Genomic DNA, 23,021 nt, shown 5'->3' on the forward strand with positions numbered 1-23,021 from the left:
CGAATGGGACTGTTTACAAAAAAGAAAGAAAAAACTGGTGGCGGCGGAGGAAACTGCAATTCCGGAACGATGAGGCAGACGGAAATTGCCAAAAACTGCGGTGCAACGATTAAAGTTCTTGGCTCCGGCTGTGCAAAGTGTAATCAATTAGAGGCCGCTGTAAAAGAAGCCCTTGGCGAACTTGGTATGGCTGCCGACATCGAGCATATCACAGACTTCGCTCAGATTGCTGCCTACGGGGTAATGTCCACCCCCGCACTCGTAGTAAATGGTAAGGTTGTTTCCTATGGCAAGGTTTTAAAGCGGGATGAGGTAATTGAACTCCTCCAAAAAACGCAGGAATAATTTAAAATACTTACAGAAAACAGCCAGCGATGAGGCCGGTAATTGCATTTGCCCGTTTGATAATTGGCTGGATACTGACTCCGGATAATGCCGCCTCTGCGTGATCCAAATTCCGGAACACACTGCATCCCCATTTCCAAATCTGCGATTGGTGTACCTCTTAAAAATCCTACACTCATGCTTCTCAGTCCTTCCTTGAATTATAGTTTTCTGGTTTCGGGCATAAAAAAGCAGCTATGCTCAAATGTTAAAATGAACATAGCTGCCTGCCCACAGTCTTTTAGACCATCTATGCATCTTTTAATTCTTTTTCTTTATAGTTCCTGGTCAGTGTTATAAAATCAAAATTGTAGGGATCTTTCGTGAGTTCCTATGCTAAATCACTTCGTGCCGGTTTTCTATAAGAGAAGCAAAGCCCATGTCGCTGTCCACCAGGACTTTACACAACATATAGCTCTGCCTCTTTCATTCATATATTTAATTATCTAATTTACGGAATTCCTTCTGTCCCAAAGATTCTACTATTGCTTACGGGGCTCCAATTCATACAGTTTTAGATTTCCTTTAATGCGTTAGAGGGCAATATGTTTGGACAAAAGCACAATGGTTTCGACATTTGTTGAGTGGATAATAATAATGGCAGAAGGGCGCAATTCTCCCCAAGCGGAAACAATATAATCATCTTTATGCCTCACTTTGCTCCGCTTGATGTTCTAATTCCAGTAAATACTTATCATAGTCTGACATAAATAACCGATCCTGAACAATACGATATTTTTCAAACTCAGTCTCTGCATGAAGCTTTGCCTGTTCTGCACTGACTTTTCCCGGTCCCATCAGCAGTTCATTCCCGTTAAACTCCAGAAAACCATCAAGGCGCTTTGCCCAGTCCTCCATACTCATTGGTATTCTTCGTTCCGCCTGTAACTCCGCATAGTCTAGATACAGTGAAACGATTCTCTGTAAATAGGACATTTCCTTTTCGCTCAGATAATTCTTAGCAACGGTAACATCTGCTTTGACAATTTTCCCATCTGGCGCTGATTCCCATGTTGTCAGGCCCATATGTTCTTTTTCAGCATTTGCACGTTCTACAATCAATTCTGCTGCCGTATGCCTATGTACGGCCCAATGCATCTTATTCTGCACCATTTTGAAAAACTGCCGTGTAGTCTTGGCATCTTTGTCGTAATCAAACGCTGTAGCATAAAGATCAGTAACCTTTTGATAAAACTTGCGTTCGGACAAACGTATCTCTCGAATATTCTCCAACTGCCGTTCAAAATATTCATCGGTGAACATATGCCCTTTTTTCAGGCGTTCTTTATCCATCGTCCAACCTTGAATCGTATAATCCTTAACAATCTGCCCTGCCCATTTACGGAATCTTACAGCGCGGTCGTTGTTCACTTTAAATCCGATAGCAATGATCATTTGCAAGTTATAGTGAATCACCTCCCGGTTCACCTGCCGCGAACCTTCTGTTTGAACTATCCGGAATTTCCGGATAGTTGATTCCTGCGTCAGTTCATCATCCGTATAAATTTTTTTAATATGTTCATTGATTGTACGCACATCTACATCATATAAAGTCGCAAGCATTTTTTGCGTCAGCCAGATATTTTCATTCTCATAACGCATTTCAAAGCTATCGTTACTATCCCCTGCTGAAGCCACATAAGTCAAATACTCCGCAGCAGAGCTGTGTATTGTAATATCATTCTTCTTTTTGGGCATAAACAATCCCCCTCCCACATCCTATTATAGCAACTTTGGCAATTTAGAATCAGCTGTACTATTGCTTCTTTTAGATATATTCTGTCAAGTAATCATTTATTTTCATCTTCCCACATGTCCCAATACGCTTCAATATAAAATTTGATGCACCTCGGATATACATATAAATATCTTTTACGCACCTTTTTATACAGCCCCAATATTTTTTCATCACAAGCAAAATCCAATAAATAATCGAGAAAATGTGACAATTCGCCTTCTGATACTTCTCTGTTACACACATTTTCAACCAATGGCAGATAGGCATCATATACTTCTTGATATAGTTTACTTATTTTCTCTGCAATCTGGTATATACTTTCCTCCATCAAATCACCTCAAAATACTTAAGTGCATATTTTATTGCCTCCATTTTCTCTTTTGGCAGATATTTTCTTGGTTGTTTCAATTCTTCCACCGCATTAGGGACATCAAACATTGTTAATCCCAAAGACCTTTTCACCTCTGCAATTGCATCCAAAGGCATTTTCCCCTTGACTTCTCCAAATTCCACTTTTACATCATATGGCTATCTGGTGACTTGTGGGACAAAAGTACTACCGTTTCGACATTCGCCGTCCCCGGAAACATATCCACACAGCAAACCTTCTCCACCCGATACCCTCTCTCCTGCAGAATCACCAGATCCCTCGCCAAACTGGTCGGCTTACAGGATACATACACCATCCGGTTGACCCCAAAATCAATAATTTTCTCAATAGCCTTGGGATGAATTCCATCCCTGGGCGGATCGAGCACGATCAGCTCCGGCTTATCTTTAAGCCCGTCCATCACCTTCAGGACATCGCCTGCGATAAACTCGCAGTTTTCCAGTCCGTTTAACAATGCATTCTTCTTTGCGGCCTCCACGGCCTCCTCCACGATCTCGACACCGACCACCTTCTCGGCCACCGGAGCGAGAATCTGGGCAATCGTGCCGGTTCCGCTGTACAGGTCAAAAATCACTTTTCCCTTTGTATCGCCCACGTATTCCCTGGTCTTCTCGTAGAGCACTTCCGCTCCCAGAGAATTAGTCTGGAAGAAGGAAAATGGTGAAATTCTGAATTTCAGGCCGAGAAGCTCCTCAAAGAAGTAATCCTGTCCATACAGGATCTCCGTCCCCTCGTCCTTCACGGCATCGGCCAGGGAATCATTTCTCGTGTGCAGGATTCCCGTCATCGTTCCTTCCAGAGGCAGGGCCAGGATTTCCTGAAGCCATCCGTTCAGAAGCTCGTTCTCTTCTTCCGCCTCAATCTGGGTTGTCGTAATCAGGTCAATCAATATCTCCCCGGTCTTAACCGCCCGTCTCACAAGCAAATGGCGCAGATATCCCGTATGCTGCATTTTCTTATAAAAGCCTGTCCCCTTTTCCTCAAAGTACTGTTTGGAGCAGAGGAGGATATCACAGAAATCTCTGTGCACAATCTGGCATTCCCCGGTAGTCACCACATCGTAAAAACTTCCGCGGCGGTGCATGCCAAGGGCCAGCGGTCCGTCCTTCACCTCATCACCGAAGGAAAATTCCATTTTATTGCGGTAACAGGCCGGGATGGGGCTCCCCTTGATTCCCTCAAATTCATAATCACTGCATACGCCGTCAATCAGCTCCTTCACCTGTTCCCGCTTGATTTCAAGCTGTTTCTCATACGGTACGGTCTGATAGAGACAGCCTCCGCAGATTCCGTAATGAGGACATACCTTCTCTTCCGTCTCAATACCAGAAGGTTCCAGAACCTCAATCAGGCGCGCCTCACATTTTCCTTTTCTCTTCTTATTGACCAGAAAGCGGATCTTCTGACCCGGAAGAGCGTTTTTTACGACTACCTTCTCATCTTCTATTCTGACAATTCCCTTGTTCGGGAATTCAATTTTCTCCACGGTACCCTCATATACTTCGCCTTTTTTCATCTCTATAATTAACTCCTTCTCTGATTCTATATAAAACGCTGCCATCAAGAACTTATTAAGGCCGCTTTAAACATGCTTTAGTATACACGAAAACCAGACAGATGAAAAGCAAAATCCGCTAATCCTGTTCTCCCCGAACCACCTTTCGTTACGGTTTACACCACAGTCAGAAAGCCGCTGCGCTACGAACAGCAACTACCTTTCTTCCGCCTCCATCCCCATCATCCTATGCTGCCTTCCCACTCTGGCCCTGATCAGATTCAAAAATGGTTCCGGCCCCAGCACGCGCACTACGGGACCGAATGAGAGAATATCAATCAGCAGCTCCGTCTCATCCGCCCTGTCGTAATAAATGGAACAGCGGCAGGTATTTTTCTCTCCGTCAAATTCCGTATGTTTTTCATAGCTTGCAAAGTGGAGCATGCACCGCTCCAGCGAGTTTCTCTCCCCGCTTATTTCTATCACGACGGGTTCCTTCGATTTTCTGCCGTTTCTAAACCGGAAGGATTCCACATTCTCTGAAACCTCCCGGTTTGAGGGATGGCAGGCCCGAATCCGGCTCATATTCAGCAGGATTTCCCTGCAGAAACTTCTGTGCGTATACTGGCGGCAGCAGAGCCGGAATTTGTCATCCTTGGAGGAATACTGAAGCTGGTACGGCAGCACCTCATAGGTAAATGTGTCCTTCTGTTTTCCCTCATACGCTATAAAAAGCGCCTGCCCCTGTTTGATCGCGCTGAGTACCGTCCTGAAATTTTTCCGGTACGGTTCCGACTCATAGTCGTCCCCATCGCTGTATCTGTCATAATAGTAAAAATTCGCCTCATTATAAAGAGGCATAACCTCTTTCAGAGCCTCATCGGCCCACCCGCGTTCCCTCTCATCTAAAAACATGCCTATCCTTCTGTCTGCCAGCAGTGATTTTAACCAGCTCTTTTGAAGCAGGGTAAGGGGAGGGCGGAGTTCTCCGTCCACGGCCGAAGAGTAAGTTTTGCCGTCTTCCTTTTCTTTTTTCAAAAGCGCCCACTCTCCGTCCAGCAGTTTTGGTAGAATTGCGAAAACACTCTCCTGGAAGCCATATTTCCTGATCAGCGTTTCCATCTGCTTTTCCGTCAGCGGCTGCTCCTTTGCCCCTGTCAGGATTTGTCTTACCACCTGGTAATAGCAGCTATAAACTTTATCAAATAATTCCATTTCCTAATCCTCACAATACATCTCGTACATCCGTTCCCAGTCCCGCTTCACCTTTGCGATGGCAGCCGGGTTGCTGCCCTCGATATCCAGAATCCGGCCCGTGAAGGTTTTAACCCAGGAAAGCATCTCATTGGTGTCAAAAAATGTGCCGTAGTAGAGATATTCATTTTCCCCTGTTCTGGTAATTTCCCCGCCGCGCCCTTCCCGGCGGAGCCGGTTCAATATGTAATCTTCTTTTTCCTCATCAATATACACCTTCATCCGGATTTCTTCCAGCCGGCTGGGACCTCCGAATGAGACTCCCCAGCACCGGGCGATATTTTTATTGAGCAGTTCCTTCCACTGCTCACATTCACCGCACTCCTCCAATGCCTTGACCTGCCAGATACAGTCCAGACGGTAATTCATAAACCGCCTGCGGTTCTCCAGGTAACAGCACACATACCTCCGTCCTGTCCTGACGCTTACAAAGATTCTAAGGGGCAGTCCCTGAATAACCGACGTATTGCCGCTGCGGCTGCTCTTATTGACAAAGGATATTTTCCGCTGTTCCCGGATGGCCTCCAGAATGTTCAGCAGTACTCCATCCTCTAATGTATGTACGATAAAATGGTGCTTGAACTGAAAACTATCGTTGGCCGCGTTTTCCCGATCCAGGATGGTGCTGCCGACAAATCCGAAGGGAGCCGCCTCCTGAAAGAATTTTACAGCCGTCAAAACGTGTTCCCACGTTTCCGGTTCCGGCATCTGCTCCGTATGATCCGAAAAGCACGGCTTCAAAAAATATGCCAGCGACTTTCCTTTTTTCACGGCTCCCAGAATCCCCAGTTCTTCATATTCTTTCAGCTTCAGCCGGACCGTCTGGCTGTCAAAGACAACGCCGTAGCTCTCCGCCATTCTGTCGCCAAGCTCACCTGCGCTCATTCCCTCACTCTGCCCGCACAACTGGTCCAGGATAAAAAAGTGGAGCATAATATCGTTGTCTGTAAAGCTTTTTGCCTTCCATGCGGCATAAAGTGGGTTCTGGCTGACCGTCCTGCTGTCCACATTGATATAGACCTGTTTTCCCTTTTGGGTGTACTCGGATTCCATATAATCGGAAAGCCAGCTCTCAATCCGCCGTCTCTCATTATCATAGGTTCTGGCGCTCTTCTTATCATAGTCACCCCGCACCTTAAATCCGTATATATAGAACTGCCGCATATAATCGCGGATGCGGTCAAAATTTTTGATCAGTTCCTGAAACTCCGTCATATTCCATATCCCCTTATCTTTATTCCCATTATCGGAAAACCGTAACCATTTGTCTTTAGTCTAACGTCTGCCCATCCTGTTGTCAAATCTTACAGGAAATACCATTTTCAGGAAGTTCGCAACTTTTTTTAAATGATCTTTCTCCTTCTATCCTCTATGATTAAGCCATGGCAATCCGGTACGGAACTGCCAGGCGGGCTGTCTCACAGGTGAGAGGTTTTCCACACAGGAGCCTCCGCGGTGCCGCCGTCCCTGAACGGAGGGTATTCCGGGCAGTCAGCACCACATGATGTGTCGGAGGTTCGAATCCTCCCTTGCGAAAGCATGTAGCTAAGCTGGTATAGCAATCATTAAAACTTTGGAACATCCTGATAAGATGCCTACCAAACCAAAACCACCAGGGATCAGAAATGTCCCTCCTTCCGCGTTCTGTAGAATTTCGTGCAGCAAAGAAAAGACGCTCAGCGGACTTTTCAAAGCCGGACAATTTCCACGGAAAGCAGTCAGAAACTGCCTGTGCCAATCAGGATACCGGCCCGGCAGAACCCGTCCCGGGACAGCGCTGGTTAGAAGCGCCGTCCCCTTACGGGAAACGCCGTCCCTCAACGAACGGTCCGCAGTATTTTGATGAAGAAGGGGCATTTCCATTCTCAAAAAATCCGATTTAAACAAAGTGACAATTTCTAAACTCAAAAGGAGGTAGTAGTATGAAATATACAATCAAAGAGCAGGAATGCGGTTATCTGTTAAAAGACGGAAGATTTCAGGGTTTTCTCACCGCCGGCAGCTACCATTACATACAGAGACTGGGCTACGAACTGAAAACCGTACCAATGACGGGCAGCGTCGACACCTGCGGTATCCCGGCTGAAATCCTGCTGAAAAACCAGGCTTTTGCGGACAGGGTCGTACACGTAACGATTCCCGACGAATGTCTCGGCATCCGTTTTGTAAACAAAGCGTTCAAAGAGGTGCTTACCGGCCCCGACGCTCTGTACTGGAATGTCTTTGAGGATGTGGAAATCCGCCTTGTAGATATCACCAATCCCTACATGGATCAGACATTGCCGAGATATTACATCGATTTGATGCCGATGAAATTCTATAAAAAAATCGCAATCAAGGACGGTGAGATCGGTCTTCTGTACTTCGACGGCCGGTTCGAAAAACGTTTGGAGCAGGGTACCTGGTATTTCTGGAATTACGGAAGCGAGGTGACCTGCAAAATCTTCAATATGAAAGTACAGCAGCTCGAGATCCAGGGCCAGGAAATCCTGACCGCCGACAAGGTGAGCATCCGTTTAAACGTAGTCTGCAGCTACCGAATCACCGATCCGGAAAAACTTGTGCAGACGATCGAGGGTGCATCCGCCCAGCTTTACACCGGAGCCCAGCTCTGCATCAGGGAATATGTGGGCCGTTTCCGCCTCGATGAGCTGCTGGCTCAAAAGGAAGAGATCGGCCGTTCCATCTGCGGACAGCTCAGGGAGCGGGAGTCGGATTACTGCGTCCAGATTGTAAACGCGGGTATCAAAGACATCATACTTCCCGGTGAAATCCGTGATATCATGAACACGGTCCTGGTTGCCGAGAAAAAAGCCCAGGCCAATGTCATCATGCGCCGTGAGGAGGTAGCCTCCACCAGAAGCCTGCTGAACACAGCCCGGCTGATGGATGAGAACAAGACACTGCTGAAGCTGAAGGAGATGGAGTATCTGGAGAGAATCTGCGATAAAGTAGGCAGCATCTCCGTAAGCGGTGGTAAAGGTATCCTCGATCAGCTCTCCGAGCTGGCGGGAATGTAACAACAACGAAAAGCACGCTTCGCGAACTTTTCATTGACACTCAACAAAAAACGGCAAGGCACTCATAACAGAGTAATCCTTGCCGTTATATTTTATCTTTATCTGTATTTACTATACTTGTACTTTACCGTATCCGTGTTTATCATACTTGTACTTTTTCACATCCGTATTTATCATACTTCCGCTTTACCGTATCCGTATTTACCACATCCGAACATTATCGTTCCGTACATCATACTCTCAGGCACTCAGGCGCTCTTAATGTACCTTCTGCTCCGGGCCTTTGTTACTTCTCTTACTCTTTCTCGTCTTCCGCATCATCCTCGAAGAAATCGTCGTCGAAATCATCTTCAAAATCGTCCTCAAAGTCTTCCAGATAATCCGGTGTAAAGAAGCGGTAAACACCGTAAGCGATGGCTGCTACAGCCGCTACAACACCGATAATGGCAAGAATCCAGAGGATACAGGTTTTCTTCTTCTCTTCCTCTTCTTTTCTGTGTAAAAACTCATTCAGCTTTGTTGCATTCATGATCTCTTCCACTTTAGATAATGCATCCTTACCCATCATATCGAATTTATTCATAGGTTCCACATCCTTTCTTCCGTGATCCTGCACCGATGTTTTTCTTTTATATTATATCATCAAAGTCAGGTTTTTACTATCTTATTTTGAATAAAAAACAGATTTTTATTACAATTTTATCAATTTGGCAAAAGATGCAAACATTTTTTTGACACCTACGCGTTCGAACTCTACGGTGACCTCGTAGTCTTTGCCGCCGTCCTCAATCTTTTTAACGGTACCCTCACCGAACTTAATATGCTTTACACGGTCTCCCTCAGAATAGGGCAGATGAGCTGCCTTCTGTACGGAAAATGCCTTCCCGAAGGAAGGGGCTCCCGGGGCCGTCTTTGAGGCATAAGCATTTGGCTTCTGGCCGAAAGCGCTGAGACCGCGTCCGCCGCTGCCCGCTGCTCCTGCCCCGCTGCCGATGGTAACGCTGGAATTACGGCTTCCCGCTCCGCTCTGTCCGCCGGCGGATGAACCCCAGCCGGTCGTAATACCGCCGGAACGGTTCCATGGCAGGCCTGCCTCCTCCCCTTCGGAAGACTTTCTGCCCCAGCCGGAGGCTGCCGCCCCGCCAAAGCCGTCCCCGTTCCCGGAGTTTTCGCCTCCCCAGGATCTTCCTGCCGCCCTTCCGAATACGGACGGCTGTTCCACCTGTTCCAGCAGCCATGAAGGAATCTCTTCCACAAAACGGCTGACCTTGGAAAATCTCGTCTCACCGTTGGTCATGCGCTGTCTGGCCGCGGTCAGCGTCAGTTTCTCCCTGGCTCTTGTGATGCCTACATAACAGAGGCGGCGTTCTTCCTCGACCGCATCCTTGTCGTCCGACATGATGGACATGCTGCTCGGAAACAGTCCGTCCTCCAGGCCGCTTAAATATACATATGGGAATTCCAGTCCTTTGGCGCTGTGGAGCGTCATCAGGATAATCCGGTTTTCAGACTCATCCATATTATCCACATCGGCAACCAGCGCAACCTCTTCGAGGAACCCGTCCAGCGTCGGTTCCTCCGCATTCTCGCTGTAGCTGACCGCCTTGTTAATCAATTCCTCTATATTCTGGAGACGTGTCTCCGACTCAATCTCGCCCTCTGCCTCCAGCTCTTTTTTGTAACCGGTGTTTTCAAGAATCTCTTCGATCAGTTCCTGGATCGTCATCTCCGGCATACGCGCTTTGAAATCTTCGATCTGCTCCGTGAAAACGCCTATCTTATCTGCCGCTTTTCCCATGGCCGGGATTCCCTTGACGCGCAGTAATGCATCGTAAAAGCTCATCCCGTTGGCGGAGGCAAACATTGTTACCTTTCCGATGGACGTCGCTCCGACGCCCCTTTTCGGCACATTGACAATACGCTGTACAGCCAGATCGTCCTGCCCGTTGGCGATCGTCTTTAAGTAGCAGAGAATGTCCTTAATCTCTTTTCTCTGGTAGAAATTAACGCCTCCCACCAGACGGTACGGAATACTGTAAAGGATACATTTCTCCTCCAATAGGCGCGACTGGGCATTTGTCCTGTAGAGCACCGCAAAATCGGAATATTCACATCCGGAATCTTCCTTTTCCCGGCGTATATCCTTCACAATCGCCTCCGCTTCCTCATAGGCCGTATCGAACTGCAGGAAACGCACCTGGTTTCCCTCATCGTTGGCCGTCCAGAGCGTCTTGTCTTTTCTTCCACGGTTGTTGCGGATTACTTCGTTGGCCGCGTTCAGGATATTCTGGGTGGATCGGTAATTCTGTTCCAGCTTGATGACCTTTGCTCCCGGAAATGCCTTCTCAAAGCTCAGTATATTTTCAATATTGGCTCCCCTGAATTTGTAGATCGACTGATCGTCGTCACCCACCACGCAGATATTCCTGTATTTGGCAGCCAGCAGATCGACCAGCTTAAACTGGACCATGTTGGTATCCTGGTACTCATCCACCATTATGTAACGGAATCTCTCCTGATAGTAATCGAGAACCTCCGGCGCGTTCTGGAACAGCTCCACGGTCTTTACAATCAGATCGTCAAAATCCAGGGCATTATTTTTCTTCAGCTCTTTCTGGTACTCTTTATAAATCTGAGCAACCTTCTTCTCACGGAAATCTCCGCCTGCATTCAGTTCGAATTCTTCCGGCGTGATCATATCGTCCTTTGCAGAAGAGATCTTGCTGAGAACCGCCCTCTCCTTAAACTGTTTCGTGTCTACATCCAGTTTCTTGAATATCTGCTTCATCAGGGTCTTCTGATCATCGCCGTCATAAATCGTAAAATTCGTACTGTAGCCGAGATATTCGATATGACGCCGCAGAATCCTCACGCAGGAGGAATGGAAGGTGCTCACCCAGATGCTCTCGGAGCCGAAGCCGACAATCTTGTCCACACGCTCCCTCATCTCGGCCGCCGCCTTGTTGGTAAATGTGATTGCCATGATATTCCATGGATTCACCTTTTTTTCTTCTATCAGATATGCAATCCTGTGAGTCAGTACTCTGGTCTTTCCGGAACCTGCGCCCGCCAGCACGAGAAGGGGGCCATCCGTGTGGTAAACCGCCTCCTGCTGCATCGGATTGAGTAATTCGTATTTGTTCATGTTTCCTACCGCCTTTTCTGATTCCATCTTCAGGGTGATGTCAGTTACCGTATCCTACGTGCTCCGCAGCATGCGCCGTGCAGGCCGCCCGTCCAGGGCCGGTAACCGATGCGAACCTCTTTCGTTCTGCTGTCCGCGGTACCTGTGCTTTCCATAGAGGCACGGACAATAACCATTATTATAATATATTTTACTGCTCCTGTCACGGAAAAAAACAGAGCGGCCGCATTCATGCCTGGCCTCCGGCTTCAAATAAATGCTTTTCCCCCTTGTCATCTAGTATTCAATACTATATAATAAAATGTGAGGTGAATTTTATGAAAACGAACGAAGAACGTCTGCAGGATCTGATGGCTTATCTGGACAGCATGACCAGGATCAACCCGTCCGACATTCCCGCTATTGATTTATATATGGATCAGGTTACCACATTCATGGACAGCCATCTGTCGGGCTGCAAGCGGTTCGGCGAGGACAAGATCCTGACAAAGACAATGATTAACAACTATGCAAAGAACAACCTGCTGCCTCCCCCGGAGAAGAAGAAGTATTCGAAGAACCATATCCTGCTGCTGATTTTTATCTACTACTTTAAGAATGTACTTTCTTTTAACGATATTGAACAGCTCTTCTCCCCGATCAGCGAGAACCATTTTTCCCAGGGTTCCAATCCGGAACTGTCAGAGCTTTACACGGAGATATTCTCCCTGGAGCGGGGACAGCGCAAGCGCCTGAAAGAGGACGTGATGGCCAAATTCCAGGCGGCTTCCGAGACGTTTCCCGATGCCGAGGGGGATGACCAGGAATACCTGCGCCTCTTTTCTTTTATTTGTGAACTGGCCTTTGACGTATACCTGAAAAAGCAGATGATAGAGCTGCTGGCGGAACAGTTAAGACAGGAGAATCCTCCCAAGAAAAAAAAATAAGGCGCTGCCTCATGTCAATAAAGGTCAATTCATTTTTTAAATAAGATAAATCTGACTATTGACATTTACACTTCAGCGCAGTAGAATCACTAAAAACAAGTAACAACAAGCCATGACGAGGAAAAGTATTCCGCTGTACATCCTTTCAGAGAGCTGTCGGCAGGTGCGAGTCAGCAGGAAATCCGGAAGAAAATCACCTCTGAGCTTTCAGCCTGAACAGTTCACCCAGTAAGACTGAACGGTTAACAGCCGTTATCCTGTTACACATTGTCAGATGTGGCTAAGGGGCCGTTTTACGGCAATAAGAGTGGTACCGCAGAGGGAATATAACCTTTGTCTCTTAACAGAGACAGAGGTTTTTTGTTTTTATTTTCAGTAAAACAAAAAACCTCCGTGGAAATACACACAAAATCGAAAGGGGATCTTTATTATGAACACATTGAAAAAGCTGAGTAATTTCTTCGGACAGAATATGGCCGTCATTGTCATCGCCATCGCTGCCCTCGCCCTGTTTGTGCCTCAGAGCGTTAGTTTCATCAAAACCTCCTACGTCAATACCCTCCTTGGCATTGTTATGTTTGGGATGGGCCTTACCCTGAAACCGGGAGACTTTAAGGTCGTTTTCTCCCGCCCCAAGGACGTTATTATCGGATGTATCGCCCAGTTCACGGTGATGCCGCTTCTGGCCTTCGGGCTGACTAAGGTATTTAATCTTCCGCCGGAGCTGGCCATCGGCGTGATCCTGGTGGGAACCTGCCCGGGCGGCACTTCCTCCAACGTCATGACCTACCTCTCCAAAGGCGATGTGGCGCTGTCCGTCGGCATGACGGCCGTTTCCACCGTGCTGGCTCCGTTCCTTACCCCGCTTCTCACCTACGTTTACGCGGGCGCCAGAGTCGACGTCAACATGGCCAGCATGTTTTTATCCATCGTCAAGGTCGTGATTGTACCGATTGCAGCCGGTTTTATTATCAACCACTTTTTCTCTGCGGTTACACAGAAAATTGTGGAAGTGCTGCCTCTGATTTCCACGACCGCCATCGTAGCCATCGTTGCTGCCGTTGTTTCCGCCAATTCATCTAAGATTCTGACAAGCGGACTCCTGATCGTCGCAGTAGTCATCTGCCACAATGTAATCGGATATCTGCTGGGCTTCTCCATCGGAAAAGTTTTAAAACTGGACGAAAGCAAATGCCGCGCCATTTCGATCGAAGTCGGTATGCAGAACTCCGGCCTGGCTACCTCCCTCGCCGCCACTCATTTTGCCCAGTATCCGTTAGCTACCATCCCGGGAGCCGTATTCAGCGTATGGCATAATATTTCCGGCGCGGTTCTCGCCAATTTCTATGCGCGCACGGCGGAAAAGGCAGGAAAAAAGACAGGTTCCGCCGCAATGACAAACCTGCAGTAAAATAGTGTGTTCTTTTCGCAGTCTTTTTGGCAATAAAGAAGAGCCGGAGATTTTCCGGCTCTTCTTTAAAATCTGTCCTGTTTTTATGTCATTCAGCAGCCTTTGCCGCCTCTTTCTCCTCATCCCCTGCCTGATCTTCCAGGCGTTTAAATACCATATCGTATCCGTCGTTGCCATAGTTCAATGAGCGGTTAACGCGGCTGATTGTCGCGGTGGAGGCTCCCGTCTTATCGGCGATCTCCAGATACGTTCTTTTCTCTCTCAGCATCTTGGCAACCTCATAGCGCTGTGAGAAGGACAACAGCTCGTTGACTGTGCAGACATCCTCAAAAAAGCTGTAGCACTCTTCCGTGCTCTTAAGGGTCAGAATCGCCTGAAACAAATGGTCAACCGCCTCTGTCTTGAGTTTTTTATTCATGTAAAAGCACCTCTTCATTATATATTTTTGCTTTCCGTAAACCACCAGCTCCTTACAATTTTAGCATACTAAAGTTGTAAAGTCCATATTTTTTCCACTTCTTTTTGCAAAGTTTTCGCAACCCCAAAAAATATTCTGACAGGATACCGGTCGTAAGCCGGTTTACAGCATAAATTTTTCCACAACATGGGCAATCCCGTCGTCATTGTTGGATAATGTAATATAGTCCGCGGCTTTTCTCACCGGGAGCACCGCATTCTCCATGGCTACGCCGAGACCGGCAAACTTAATCATTGTCAGATCATTATAACCGTCTCCGCAGGCAATCATCTGCTCTTTTTGAAGTCCAAGAATCTCCAGCAGCCTGGCCAGTGACTGGGCCTTATCGATTCCTCTCGGCAGTATTTCAAGGAAAAACGGTTCGGAACGGTAAATACTGAAGTTCTTTCCCATCGCCGCCTTCACCCGGGGTTCCACCATGGCAAGGTAATCCCCGTCGTCCATCATTAAAAACTTCGGTACAGGGTAGGTTACATAGGACTTCAAATCATCAATCTGGCGGACTTCCATATTATTAATCTTATTTTCCAGCTTTGAATAGGGACTCTCCGCATCATTGGTGATCAGGGTATGTCCGTCATAGGTGAGCACCGTCACCCTCTCGTCCTCGGCCAGGCCGATAATTTTTGCATTGGCCTCCACCGGAAGCAGGCGGCTGAATACCACCTCCCCGGTCCGGCAGTTCGTTATCATACCGCCGTTAAACGAGAGAATATAGCTTCCATACTCCTCCAGTTTCAGCTCCCGCGCAAGGGGCATTACCCCGTCCGTCGGACGTCCGGAGGCAAGCACAATCTTCTTTCCTCTCTCCTGAAGCTCCATCAGAGCCTTCTTTGTCTTTGGCGTTATCACTTTATCACGGTTTGTCAGCGTTCCATCTAAATCCAGAACGATAATTTCATAATTTTCCATCTGCATCTCTGCTCCTGTACAATCTGCACACCGGCCTGATACCAGTCCCTCACATTCCCCAGCCGTTATTATATAGGAAGTCAGGAAAAAACACAATTAAATAATATTAACTGATGTACATTTCCTGACATAATCCCGATAATTCCTTATAGGGAAACAGGCACCAACCTGCGGTTTTTCCAATATCTTAGATAATATAGACAAAATCTACGGGAGAGTTTTATGAAAAAAATTATTTCTGTTTTCCTGACAGCCGCCATGACTGCAGCCGCCCTTTCCGGCTGTCAGGGTGGAGGGGCATCTGATGCTCTTACTCCGGTTACATTAAATGAAGTGGCTCACTCCATCTTCTATGCTCCTCAGTATGCTGCCATCGAACTGGGGTATTTCAAAGACGAAGGGATTAATCTTACCCTTGTCAACGGCGCGGGCGCCGACAAAGTCATGACTGCCCTGATTTCAGGGGACGCGGACATCGGTTTCATGGGCTCTGAGGCCAGCGTTTACGTCTACCAGGAAGGTTCCGAAGACTATGCGGTCAATTTTGCCCAGCTGACCCAGCGCGCCGGAAACTTTCTCGTTGCCCGCGATCCCCAGGAAAACTTCTCCTGGCAGGATCTGAAAGGCAAAAAAGTATTGGGCGGCCGCGCAGGCGGAATGCCGGAGATGATTTTCGAATACATCCTGAAAAAGAATGGCATTGATCCAAAAACCGATCTGACCATTGACCAGAGCATCAACTTCGGCCTGACCGCCGCTGCCTTTACCAGCAATGATGCCGATTACACCGTCGAATTCGAACCGTTCGCCACAGGCCTTGAAAAAGAGGGCAACGGAACCGTCGTAGCCTCTCTCGGCGTGGATTCCGGCTATGTTCCTTACACCGCTTACTGTGTAAAGAAGAGCTATCTGGAAAAAAATCCTGAAACCATCCAGAAATTCACCAACGCAATCCAGCGCGGCCTTGAATATGTAAACACACATTCCGCGGAAGAGATTGCGGAGACAATCAAGCCTCAGTTTAAGGAGACCGACACCGACACCATCGCGACTATCATTGAGCGTTACAAAGAGCAGGATACGTGGAAAAATGATACCGTGTTTGAAAAAGAAAGCTTCGAACTTCTGGAGAACATCCTGGAAGAGGCCGGAGAGCTGAATGAGAGGGTTCCTTATGAGGATCTTGTGACTACGACATTTTCGGAAGAAGCAGGAAAGTAGGTTGAAAAATGAGGACGCGGCGGGACGGCTCGCTGAGCGGGGGTGATGAGTCTTCCACCATCCCCATCCCCGGGCCGTCCCGCCCGCATCCTCATTTTTCTACTCAAACACCACCATCTTTTTGAGGGATTTCTCTACATCAATCACCGAAATGACCTTATCTTCCCCCTCAAACGCATGCTTGACGACAAGCATGATCCCATCGGCTTCCGGCAGTTCCCCTATCAGCTCACGATCGGGTGAGATACCCAGGATCCGCGGTTCCCCCTCGATCAGTAAACCGCATTCCAGGCCGCCCGCTCTCACGATCAGAACCAGCTTCTGCGAAGGAGCCTCCTGAGAAATTCCTCCGGCCGCCCGCATGGACACTACGGGAACTATATTACCTTTCCAGTTGCATACCCCCTCATAATAGGCGGGCAGGCAGGGAATCTGCGTGATATGTGGCTCACGGATCAGTTCTTTTACACATTCCAGCTCAATTCCATAGTAGAAATTTCCCATATCGACTGCCATGAATTCCAGATTTTCCCGGAAATTGGCGGCTGTTTCAGCTCCTTCGTCAAAAAAAGCCATCCGGGCGCTCAGCCCGCTTATGTCACTCATACGATTTTACACCTCCCGCAACGCGGATTAAATCCTCTATGTCTAGCAGCATACAGATTGAACCGTCCCCAAGAAGGCTGCAGCCTGAAATTCCCGTATAATACCTGAAATGGGGGCCAAATATCTCAGGAAGCGGTTTCTCCACAAGGCTCATCTGATCGACAATCCGATCGGCCAGGAGACAGGCCTCCCGGGAACTGCCCCTTACGTATGCCATCACGCGGCGTCCCATCCCCGTCTCTTCCATGCCGTAAAACCGGCGCAGGGAGATAATCGGGATATAGCGTCCTTCGTGCAGCCAGAATTCCTTCTCTCCCCGTCTTACAAGCTCTGTTTCTTCCGGAGGATAGGGGAAAAACTGTATCACCTGCCTGGCTGGGACGGCAAAACAATTGTCTCCCGCCAAAAGCCTTATACTGTCAATAATCGTCAGGGTCAGGGGCAGGTGGAGTATAAACCGGCTTCCGCTTCCCTTTTTGCTTTCCAGGTGGAGGTGGCCTCCTAATTTTTCCACCATTTGGCGGACCACATCGAGGCCAACGCCTCTGCCCGAAAATTCATTGGCCTGCTCTCTTGTTGAAAAACCCGGCAGGAGGCAAAGTTCCATCAGTTCCGCCTCAGAATAGTCCGCCTCATTTCCGGTAAATAGATTCTTATCTTTCGCTTTTCTAAGCACCTTCTCCGTATCGATTCCGCAGCCGTCGTCCTGGACGGATACACAGATTTCTCCGCCCATATTTTCAAAGCTCAGCGTTATCTGCCCGGTCTGGCATTTTCCTGCCGCTTCACGTTCTTCCGGTGTCTCGATGCCATGATCCACGGCATTACGGACCAGATGAAGCAGCGGCTCCAGAATACTGTCCGCAATTTTTTTATCTACTTCCACATCCTGGCCCGTCACGGTGAATGTTATTTTCTTATTTTCTTTCCGGCTGATATCCCTGACCACGCGGCTAATCTGCGGGACAACACTGGAAAACGGTATCATACGGATGGAAATTACAAGTTCTTCCAATTCCCTTAAAAGACGTTCCAGTTGGCGTTTCTGGTTGTCTTCCCGCACTCCCGCTCCCGCGGAGCTGCTTCCGTATAAATCGGCGGCCTGGGCGGCTATCATCAGCTCTCCCGTCAGATTCTGAAGTTCGTCCAGGCGTTCCACCTTCACGTGGATAAACTCGCTCCCAGTCTGAGCTCCCCCATTCTGGCCCGCCTGTTTTACCGGTTTATCCGCCTCCTTCCGTCCTGCCGTATTTGCTGATTTATCTCCGGCTGCCGTCTTATCTGCGGTTTCCGCCGCCTCTTCAGCCGTATCCTTCAGCTCCTCCACCTCTTCGGCCGTATCCTTCTGCTCCGGTGCCTCAGTACAACCGGAAACTTTTTCCCCGGCGCCTGTCTCCGGCTGCCCGGACGCCGTCTTTGTACCTTCACCCGTCCCGGTCTGTCCCGGCATGGTTTCCGATGCGGTCACGCGGGCCACAAAGAGGGCTTCGGCCAGCTTATCGAACACCTGACCCGGGGTTTCCGAGAGGAAATGGATGTAAAATCCATGTTCCCGGATATAGTCCGCCGTACCCGGATCCGACTCCACATTCTCCGGAAAGGTCTGCATCTCGGTACAATCCTCTTTTATCTGGCGCGCCACCATATAAGCGCGGATATTCTCCATCTTGCAGCCTGCCTCAAACCTGATATGGGCGGTAAAATCCTTTTTCGCCTTTACTTTTGAGACCAGGGCATCTATCTTTTCGTCAAAGCCCTCCGGATCGTTTGGCTGGAACGTCTCCTCGTTCATCCTCCCCAGTTCGCCCCTGATAAAATCGGCGGCGGCAAAGATAAGGTCAAAGGTTTCCTGCTCAAAACCCCCGAGCCGGAACGGCTCTTCCCTGAATACAGCGAAAATATCCTCCAGGCGGTGGGCCAGCACCGACAAAGCAGTCAGTCCCATCATGGCCGAGGAACTCTTAATCGTATGCATTACACGGAAAATCCCGTTAATTTCATCTTTTGTAAGCGCCTTTTCCTGTTCCGCATTCAACAGAATTTCGTCTGCCTGGTCGAGAAGCTGGTTCGTCTCAAGAAGATAGATATCCAGCATATCTTCCATATCTGTATCAAAAAATCCCATCTACATCACACCCCTGTTTCCTTCTCCGCCCCAAAAAGCACCGCCCGGTTTTTTCCCGACGTCTTGCCATAATAGAGAGCCTTGTCGGCACAGTTCGTGTTATCATCGAAATCTTTTGATTTATCATAAAGTGCGATTCCAAGCGTAACTGTGCATGTAAAATTCGTATCCCCGAACATAAACGGAAATTCTGCAATCTCTTTGCGGATTTCCTCACAGATTTCAAGCACTTCCTGTTTTGTGACCGCCATCAGGATCAGGAGAAATTCCTCTCCGCCCCAGCGCACCACCTTATGTCTCCGGCAGATGCTTTCCATGATATTGGCAATACAGACGAGAACCATATCCCCCACCGAATGGCCGTAGGTGTCGTTAATCCGCTTGAAATTATCCACATCTACCATGACCAGGGCGTCGTCGCGGCCCTCTTCCTTCAAATCTTTCGCCAGCTTCTCCACGATAAAACGGCGGTTGTAAAGTCCCGTCAGCTCATCACGGAACGCCGCCCGGTTCAGCTTCTCCATATTCGCCTTGAGCGTCTCATTCAGGGAGCGGAGTTCATCCTTCTCCTGTTTGTCATGGAGATGGGCCTTGACTCTGGATCTCAGTTCTTCTGGAAGGAATGGTTTTCTGATATAATCGCAGGCGCCGAGGGAAAATCCTCTTGTTATGTCCTGTTCGCTGTCCTTTGACGTGATGAAAATAACCGGTGCACGGCCGTTTTCGTGATCCCTGATTTTCTGGAACAGGTCATACCCCTCCATATCAGGAAGCACCACATCAAGCAGAATCAGATCCGGCTGAATCTGATCCAGAATCTCCATTGTTTCCTTTGCCGAGTGCGCCTTGTGGATGGCCACCTCGTCACTCTTTAAAACCTTTTCTATCTGCTGGCAAATTAACAGGCTGTCATCAATCGCTAATATTGTCTGTCCGCTTCCCATTTCTCTTTCTCCTTCCATTTGTCAGGCGCCTGCCCGTCAAATTTTTTTTATCTCTCCGTTGACGGCTTTTATGGTTACCTCACCCGTTACCGAGTCCAAAGTTACCGTTCTTCCGTAATCTTTTCCTGTATCTTCCGCAGTGATTTGAATTCCCAGGCGGCGCAGAGTCTCCCTGACCGCATTGACATTCCTCTCACCGATCCCTTCCATCGATCCTCCGGTGCGGAACATTCTGGCTCCGCCCACCAGCCTCGCGGTGATATCATCGCGCCCGGCTCCCTGCCGGAGCATGGAGTGGAGCAGGAGTTCACATCCACTGTCCGCAAATTTGTATAAATTCTGTCGGTCCACTGCATCTTCGTAAGACGGCAGCATGATATGGGCCATGCCTGCAATATGCTTTTTTCTGTCAAAAAGGCAGACGCCCACACAGGAACCCAGTGCATAAGTAATCAGTACCCCAGGCTCCTTCACCACAAGCGCACAGGCAATCCCCACATTAACCGGACTATTTTTCATATTTCTCCTCTAGTATCGCAGCAATTTTCTCCAGGGATTCCTGCTCCGGGAAGAACAGGACATAGCCCTGCTCCGACAGTCCGCCGGTGCTGATTTCGGTTTCTATAAATAAAAGCTCTTCGCTGACATTTGCAATACGTATCATAGGAACGCTTAACAGCGCTCCCACCATATCCACATTTACATCTGGAACTGACACATCGATCGTAATATCCAGCATCTCCGCCAGGGCGCTGATATAACAGCAGCACATGATGTTGCCAATCTCCTTAAATGCGGACAGGCTCATCTCGTCCAGCTCATAAATATTTTCTGTTTCACTCCCAAGCATTCCTTTTATGAGACTTTTTAAAAAGGATTCACTGCACAGGAACATGAACATCCCGCTGATATCGCCGGTCAAATCCATCAGCACTCCGGCTGCGGTATTTTCGGTTCCACCGAGAATATTGGAAACCTGTTCAAATCCCCTGATATTTACCGCCGGAATCTCCATTCCAATTGCGTGTCCCATCAGATCCGACAGAGCGGTCGCCGCCTTTCCGCTCCCAATATTGCCAAGCTCCCTGAGTATATCGCTCATACTGTCGTTTAAACTGTAATACTTCCCCATCCGCTGCCTCTTTTCTTTGCCTCCCATGGAAAATATCCCTGAAAGGCAGATACCTTTCTTTTATTGCGAAAATTAAACTTTCTATAATTCAAATTCCTCCACAAGCTGTTTCATAATCTGGGCCTGCGCCGACAATTCCTCACTGGCTGCGGCGCTCTCCTCAGCCGTCGCAGAGTTATCCTGCACGATTGAAATCACCTGCTCGATACTTTCCCTGATCTGAAGTACCGAATCCGCCTGCTGCACGGAGGCATCTGAAATGCGGTCAATCATGGTCAGGATTTCTCCGGTTCCATGCACCACCCGGTCAAAGGCTTCCGCCGTCTTACCTGCCGCGCCTGCGCCCTTGTCCACTTTATCCCCGGTCTGAGCCGCCAGTTCCGCCATCATTCTGGACGCCTCTCCCGTCTTAGCAGCCAGGTTGCGCACCTCGGCGGCGACAACTGCAAATCCGCGTCCCGCTTCCCCAGCCCTGGCTGCCTCCACTGAGGCATTCAGCGACAGCAGATTGGTTTGGAACGCAATATCCTTAATCTCTTTCACAATCTTTCCAATTGTCTTTGAATTCTCACTGATATCTCTGATTGCCTCCAGCATGGCCGCCTTCTGCCGGTCTCCCCCGGCGACGATTCCGTTCACCTCTTCGACCTTCCGGCTGGCCCTCACGGCATCATCGGCATTGTGTTTTACCTTATCAGAAATCTCATTGATGCTGGCCGCCAGCTCCTGCATCACGGCTGCCTGTTCCACAGAGCCCTGGGACAACATCTGCGCACTGCCCGCCACCTGCTCGGAACCGGCCGCCACCTGCTCGGACGTATTGGCAATCTGCAGAATCGCCCTGTTTAAAAGTTCCGTAATCTGCTCCATAGCCAGACCAATCGCGATAAAATCACCTTTATATGTAATCTCAGAATGATAGGTAAGCCTGCCGTTTCCAATGGCATATAATCCCTTCTCTATTTCGTATACGTAAGTCTTTAGCGTCCCCAGGGTCTCTCTCATACTGTCCGACAGGGCGCCTAATTCGTCCCCCGATTCATAAGAAATGCATGCCTCCAGATTCCCCTCTGCCATCTGTCTGGCTGCCTCCTGTATTTCCTTTACCGGGCCTGTTATCCCTCTTGTGATGCGGATCCAAAGGAAGGTGGAAATCATGAGGACAATTGCAGCAAGTCCCGTGATAATGCTGTTCATCTGCCGTTTTACATCATGCCCGTCTTCCAGGTATCTCTGTGCCCGTTCCAGGGATTTGTCCGCTATTTTCTGGAGATACTCCCTCTCCACCTTGGTATTGGGCTCATACTCGTTATCATAAAGAGCAATCGCCTCCTCATAGCGGCTTGCCTCGATGAGTCCGATTGCTTCCGTTCTGATGGGATTAATCTTGTCCATCTGTTCCTTCAGGCCCACAAGAAGTTCATCACTTTCCAGATTTTCCGCCAGATAATCATATCCTCTCAGCAGCACTGACTCCATTTCTCTGGCTTCTTTTATTTTTTCTATCTTTTCCTGCTCCGTAACTTTTGTGGCCACATCGAGTATGCATCTTCCGATTCCCTGGACGGAGGACTTCATATCCTGAGCCGTGTACGATATGGCGAACGCCTTCTTATAGAACGTATCCAGGGTCCTGGAGGTCTCTGTAATTCCAAACAGAGCCGCCGTAACCGTAACAATATACAGCAAAATAATTGACATATAGGAAACCAGTAATTTATTCCCTATCCTAAGATCCTTAAACTTCAGCTTTTTCATTTCCTTCTGTCTATTCCCTTCCACCAGGCTGTTCCGGATGCAGCTTTCAATCTGCATTCCCCGTTCCCGGCTTACCATATA

At 48.5% G+C, this 23,021-nt stretch carries 21 protein-coding genes and 1 other annotated feature; of the genes, 5 read left to right on the forward strand and 16 right to left on the reverse strand.

The features are described from left to right. Positions 1 to 3 precede the first annotated feature (3 nt). Positions 4 to 345 carry a thioredoxin family protein gene (locus tag V3C10_17700; GenBank protein ID WVP61126.1) on the forward strand — a complete coding sequence of 114 codons (342 nt, stop codon included), beginning with the start codon at positions 4 to 6 and terminating at the stop codon, positions 343 to 345. Positions 346 to 1,029: 684 nt separating this feature from the next. Here V3C10_17700 and V3C10_17705 read toward each other — a convergent pair. The 6 genes from V3C10_17705 to V3C10_17730 form a co-directional block, all read right to left on the reverse strand. Further along, complete coding sequence (locus V3C10_17705; GenBank protein WVP61127.1) at positions 1,030 to 2,082, reverse strand: virulence RhuM family protein; 1,053 nt, start codon at positions 2,080 to 2,082, stop codon at positions 1,030 to 1,032. Positions 2,083 to 2,174: 92 nt separating this feature from the next. Next, on the reverse strand, positions 2,175 to 2,450 hold the full coding sequence (locus V3C10_17710) for a hypothetical protein (protein WVP61128.1): 276 nt from the start codon (positions 2,448 to 2,450) through the stop codon (positions 2,175 to 2,177). Beyond that, positions 2,450 to 2,635, reverse strand: coding sequence for a hypothetical protein (locus tag V3C10_17715; protein WVP61129.1), 186 nt, complete (start codon positions 2,633 to 2,635; stop codon positions 2,450 to 2,452). Before V3C10_17715 ends, V3C10_17710 begins: the two co-directional genes overlap by 1 nt. 2 nt (positions 2,636 to 2,637) lie before the next feature. Next, the gene (gene rlmD, locus V3C10_17720; protein WVP61130.1) at positions 2,638 to 4,029 is read right to left on the reverse strand and encodes a 23S rRNA (uracil(1939)-C(5))-methyltransferase RlmD; all 1,392 of its coding nucleotides are present in this window, start codon (positions 4,027 to 4,029) and stop codon (positions 2,638 to 2,640) included. A 195-nt stretch (positions 4,030 to 4,224) separates the two neighbouring features. Beyond that, complete coding sequence (locus V3C10_17725; protein WVP61131.1) at positions 4,225 to 5,223, reverse strand: WYL domain-containing protein; 999 nt, start codon at positions 5,221 to 5,223, stop codon at positions 4,225 to 4,227. A 3-nt stretch (positions 5,224 to 5,226) separates the two neighbouring features. Beyond that, entirely contained in the window at positions 5,227 to 6,477 is a 1,251-nt protein-coding gene (locus V3C10_17730) for a WYL domain-containing protein (GenBank protein ID WVP61132.1), read from the reverse strand. Positions 6,478 to 7,184: 707 nt separating this feature from the next. On the opposite strand from V3C10_17730, the gene V3C10_17735 reads away from it, so the two are divergent. Further along, the gene (locus tag V3C10_17735; GenBank protein ID WVP61133.1) at positions 7,185 to 8,282 is read left to right on the forward strand and encodes a slipin family protein; all 1,098 of its coding nucleotides are present in this window, start codon (positions 7,185 to 7,187) and stop codon (positions 8,280 to 8,282) included. A gap of 295 nt (positions 8,283 to 8,577) precedes the next feature. On the opposite strand, the gene V3C10_17740 is transcribed toward V3C10_17735, so the two are convergent. Beyond that, entirely contained in the window at positions 8,578 to 8,865 is a 288-nt protein-coding gene (locus V3C10_17740) for a DUF4366 domain-containing protein (GenBank protein WVP61134.1), read from the reverse strand. A 108-nt stretch (positions 8,866 to 8,973) separates the two neighbouring features. After that, positions 8,974 to 11,427: a UvrD-helicase domain-containing protein gene (locus V3C10_17745; GenBank protein ID WVP61135.1), complete on the reverse strand. Its 2,454-nt coding sequence runs from the start codon at positions 11,425 to 11,427 to the stop codon at positions 8,974 to 8,976. A gap of 317 nt (positions 11,428 to 11,744) precedes the next feature. Here V3C10_17745 and V3C10_17750 point away from each other — a divergent pair, with 317 nt between their 5' ends. Continuing rightward, positions 11,745 to 12,353 (forward strand): DUF1836 domain-containing protein, encoded by a 609-nt coding sequence (locus tag V3C10_17750; GenBank protein WVP61136.1) that lies wholly within the window; start codon positions 11,745 to 11,747, stop codon positions 12,351 to 12,353. Positions 12,354 to 12,456: 103 nt separating this feature from the next. Continuing rightward, positions 12,457 to 12,697, forward strand: a binding site (T-box leader). An 86-nt stretch (positions 12,698 to 12,783) separates the two neighbouring features. After that, entirely contained in the window at positions 12,784 to 13,764 is a 981-nt protein-coding gene (locus tag V3C10_17755) for a bile acid:sodium symporter family protein (protein WVP61137.1), read from the forward strand. Positions 13,765 to 13,852: 88 nt separating this feature from the next. Here V3C10_17755 and V3C10_17760 read toward each other — a convergent pair whose 3' ends face one another. Then, positions 13,853 to 14,182 (reverse strand): YerC/YecD family TrpR-related protein, encoded by a 330-nt coding sequence (locus V3C10_17760; protein ID WVP61138.1) that lies wholly within the window; start codon positions 14,180 to 14,182, stop codon positions 13,853 to 13,855. A 162-nt stretch (positions 14,183 to 14,344) separates the two neighbouring features. Next, positions 14,345 to 15,154: a Cof-type HAD-IIB family hydrolase gene (locus V3C10_17765; protein ID WVP61139.1), complete on the reverse strand. Its 810-nt coding sequence runs from the start codon at positions 15,152 to 15,154 to the stop codon at positions 14,345 to 14,347. A gap of 222 nt (positions 15,155 to 15,376) precedes the next feature. Here V3C10_17765 and V3C10_17770 point away from each other — a divergent pair, with 222 nt between their 5' ends. Next, entirely contained in the window at positions 15,377 to 16,375 is a 999-nt protein-coding gene (locus V3C10_17770) for an ABC transporter substrate-binding protein (GenBank protein WVP61140.1), read from the forward strand. A 99-nt stretch (positions 16,376 to 16,474) separates the two neighbouring features. On the opposite strand, the gene V3C10_17775 is transcribed toward V3C10_17770, so the two are convergent. From V3C10_17775 to V3C10_17800, 6 genes are all read right to left on the reverse strand, one after another. Next, the gene (locus V3C10_17775) at positions 16,475 to 16,981 is read right to left on the reverse strand and encodes a chemotaxis protein CheW (GenBank protein ID WVP61141.1); all 507 of its coding nucleotides are present in this window, start codon (positions 16,979 to 16,981) and stop codon (positions 16,475 to 16,477) included. Next, positions 16,974 to 19,106 (reverse strand): chemotaxis protein CheA, encoded by a 2,133-nt coding sequence (locus V3C10_17780; GenBank protein WVP61142.1) that lies wholly within the window; start codon positions 19,104 to 19,106, stop codon positions 16,974 to 16,976. Before V3C10_17780 ends, V3C10_17775 begins: the two co-directional genes overlap by 8 nt. A 5-nt stretch (positions 19,107 to 19,111) precedes the next feature. After that, positions 19,112 to 20,050, reverse strand: a complete 939-nt coding sequence (locus V3C10_17785; GenBank protein ID WVP61143.1) for a diguanylate cyclase — start codon at positions 20,048 to 20,050, stop codon at positions 19,112 to 19,114. 36 nt (positions 20,051 to 20,086) lie between these two features. Continuing rightward, entirely contained in the window at positions 20,087 to 20,569 is a 483-nt protein-coding gene (locus V3C10_17790) for a chemotaxis protein CheD (protein ID WVP61144.1), read from the reverse strand. After that, entirely contained in the window at positions 20,559 to 21,182 is a 624-nt protein-coding gene (locus tag V3C10_17795; GenBank protein ID WVP61145.1) for a chemotaxis protein CheC, read from the reverse strand. The genes V3C10_17790 and V3C10_17795 overlap by 11 nt, the downstream gene beginning before the upstream one ends. 81 nt (positions 21,183 to 21,263) lie before the next feature. After that, positions 21,264 to 23,018, reverse strand: a complete 1,755-nt coding sequence (locus tag V3C10_17800) for a methyl-accepting chemotaxis protein (GenBank protein WVP61146.1) — start codon at positions 23,016 to 23,018, stop codon at positions 21,264 to 21,266. Positions 23,019 to 23,021 lie beyond the last annotated feature (3 nt).

The organism is [Clostridium] symbiosum, from assembly GCA_036419695.1.
Lineage (GTDB): Bacteria > Bacillota > Clostridia > Lachnospirales > Lachnospiraceae > Otoolea > Otoolea symbiosa_A.

Bases quoted from the DNA above. Each gene is read 5' to 3' on its own strand.
- V3C10_17700 (WVP61126.1), top strand. From the start codon at position 4: ATGGGACTGTTTACAAAAAAGAAAGAAAAAACTGGTGGCGGCGGAGGA.
- V3C10_17705 (WVP61127.1), bottom strand. From the start codon at position 2,082: ATGCCCAAAAAGAAGAATGATATTACAATACACAGCTCTGCTGCGGAG.
- V3C10_17710 (WVP61128.1), bottom strand. From the start codon at position 2,450: ATGGAGGAAAGTATATACCAGATTGCAGAGAAAATAAGTAAACTATAT.
- rlmD (WVP61130.1), bottom strand. From the start codon at position 4,029: ATGAAAAAAGGCGAAGTATATGAGGGTACCGTGGAGAAAATTGAATTC.
- V3C10_17725 (WVP61131.1), bottom strand. From the start codon at position 5,223: ATGGAATTATTTGATAAAGTTTATAGCTGCTATTACCAGGTGGTAAGA.
- V3C10_17730 (WVP61132.1), bottom strand. From the start codon at position 6,477: ATGACGGAGTTTCAGGAACTGATCAAAAATTTTGACCGCATCCGCGAT.
- V3C10_17735 (WVP61133.1), top strand. From the start codon at position 7,185: ATGAAATATACAATCAAAGAGCAGGAATGCGGTTATCTGTTAAAAGAC.
- V3C10_17740 (WVP61134.1), bottom strand. From the start codon at position 8,865: ATGAATAAATTCGATATGATGGGTAAGGATGCATTATCTAAAGTGGAA.
- V3C10_17745 (WVP61135.1), bottom strand. From the start codon at position 11,427: ATGAACAAATACGAATTACTCAATCCGATGCAGCAGGAGGCGGTTTAC.
- V3C10_17750 (WVP61136.1), top strand. From the start codon at position 11,745: ATGAAAACGAACGAAGAACGTCTGCAGGATCTGATGGCTTATCTGGAC.
- V3C10_17755 (WVP61137.1), top strand. From the start codon at position 12,784: ATGAACACATTGAAAAAGCTGAGTAATTTCTTCGGACAGAATATGGCC.
- V3C10_17760 (WVP61138.1), bottom strand. From the start codon at position 14,182: ATGAATAAAAAACTCAAGACAGAGGCGGTTGACCATTTGTTTCAGGCG.
- V3C10_17765 (WVP61139.1), bottom strand. From the start codon at position 15,154: ATGGAAAATTATGAAATTATCGTTCTGGATTTAGATGGAACGCTGACA.
- V3C10_17770 (WVP61140.1), top strand. From the start codon at position 15,377: ATGAAAAAAATTATTTCTGTTTTCCTGACAGCCGCCATGACTGCAGCC.
- V3C10_17775 (WVP61141.1), bottom strand. From the start codon at position 16,981: ATGAGTGACATAAGCGGGCTGAGCGCCCGGATGGCTTTTTTTGACGAA.
- V3C10_17780 (WVP61142.1), bottom strand. From the start codon at position 19,106: ATGGGATTTTTTGATACAGATATGGAAGATATGCTGGATATCTATCTT.
- V3C10_17785 (WVP61143.1), bottom strand. From the start codon at position 20,050: ATGGGAAGCGGACAGACAATATTAGCGATTGATGACAGCCTGTTAATT.
- V3C10_17790 (WVP61144.1), bottom strand. From the start codon at position 20,569: ATGAAAAATAGTCCGGTTAATGTGGGGATTGCCTGTGCGCTTGTGGTG.
- V3C10_17795 (WVP61145.1), bottom strand. From the start codon at position 21,182: ATGGGGAAGTATTACAGTTTAAACGACAGTATGAGCGATATACTCAGG.
- V3C10_17800 (WVP61146.1), bottom strand. From the start codon at position 23,018: ATGGTAAGCCGGGAACGGGGAATGCAGATTGAAAGCTGCATCCGGAAC.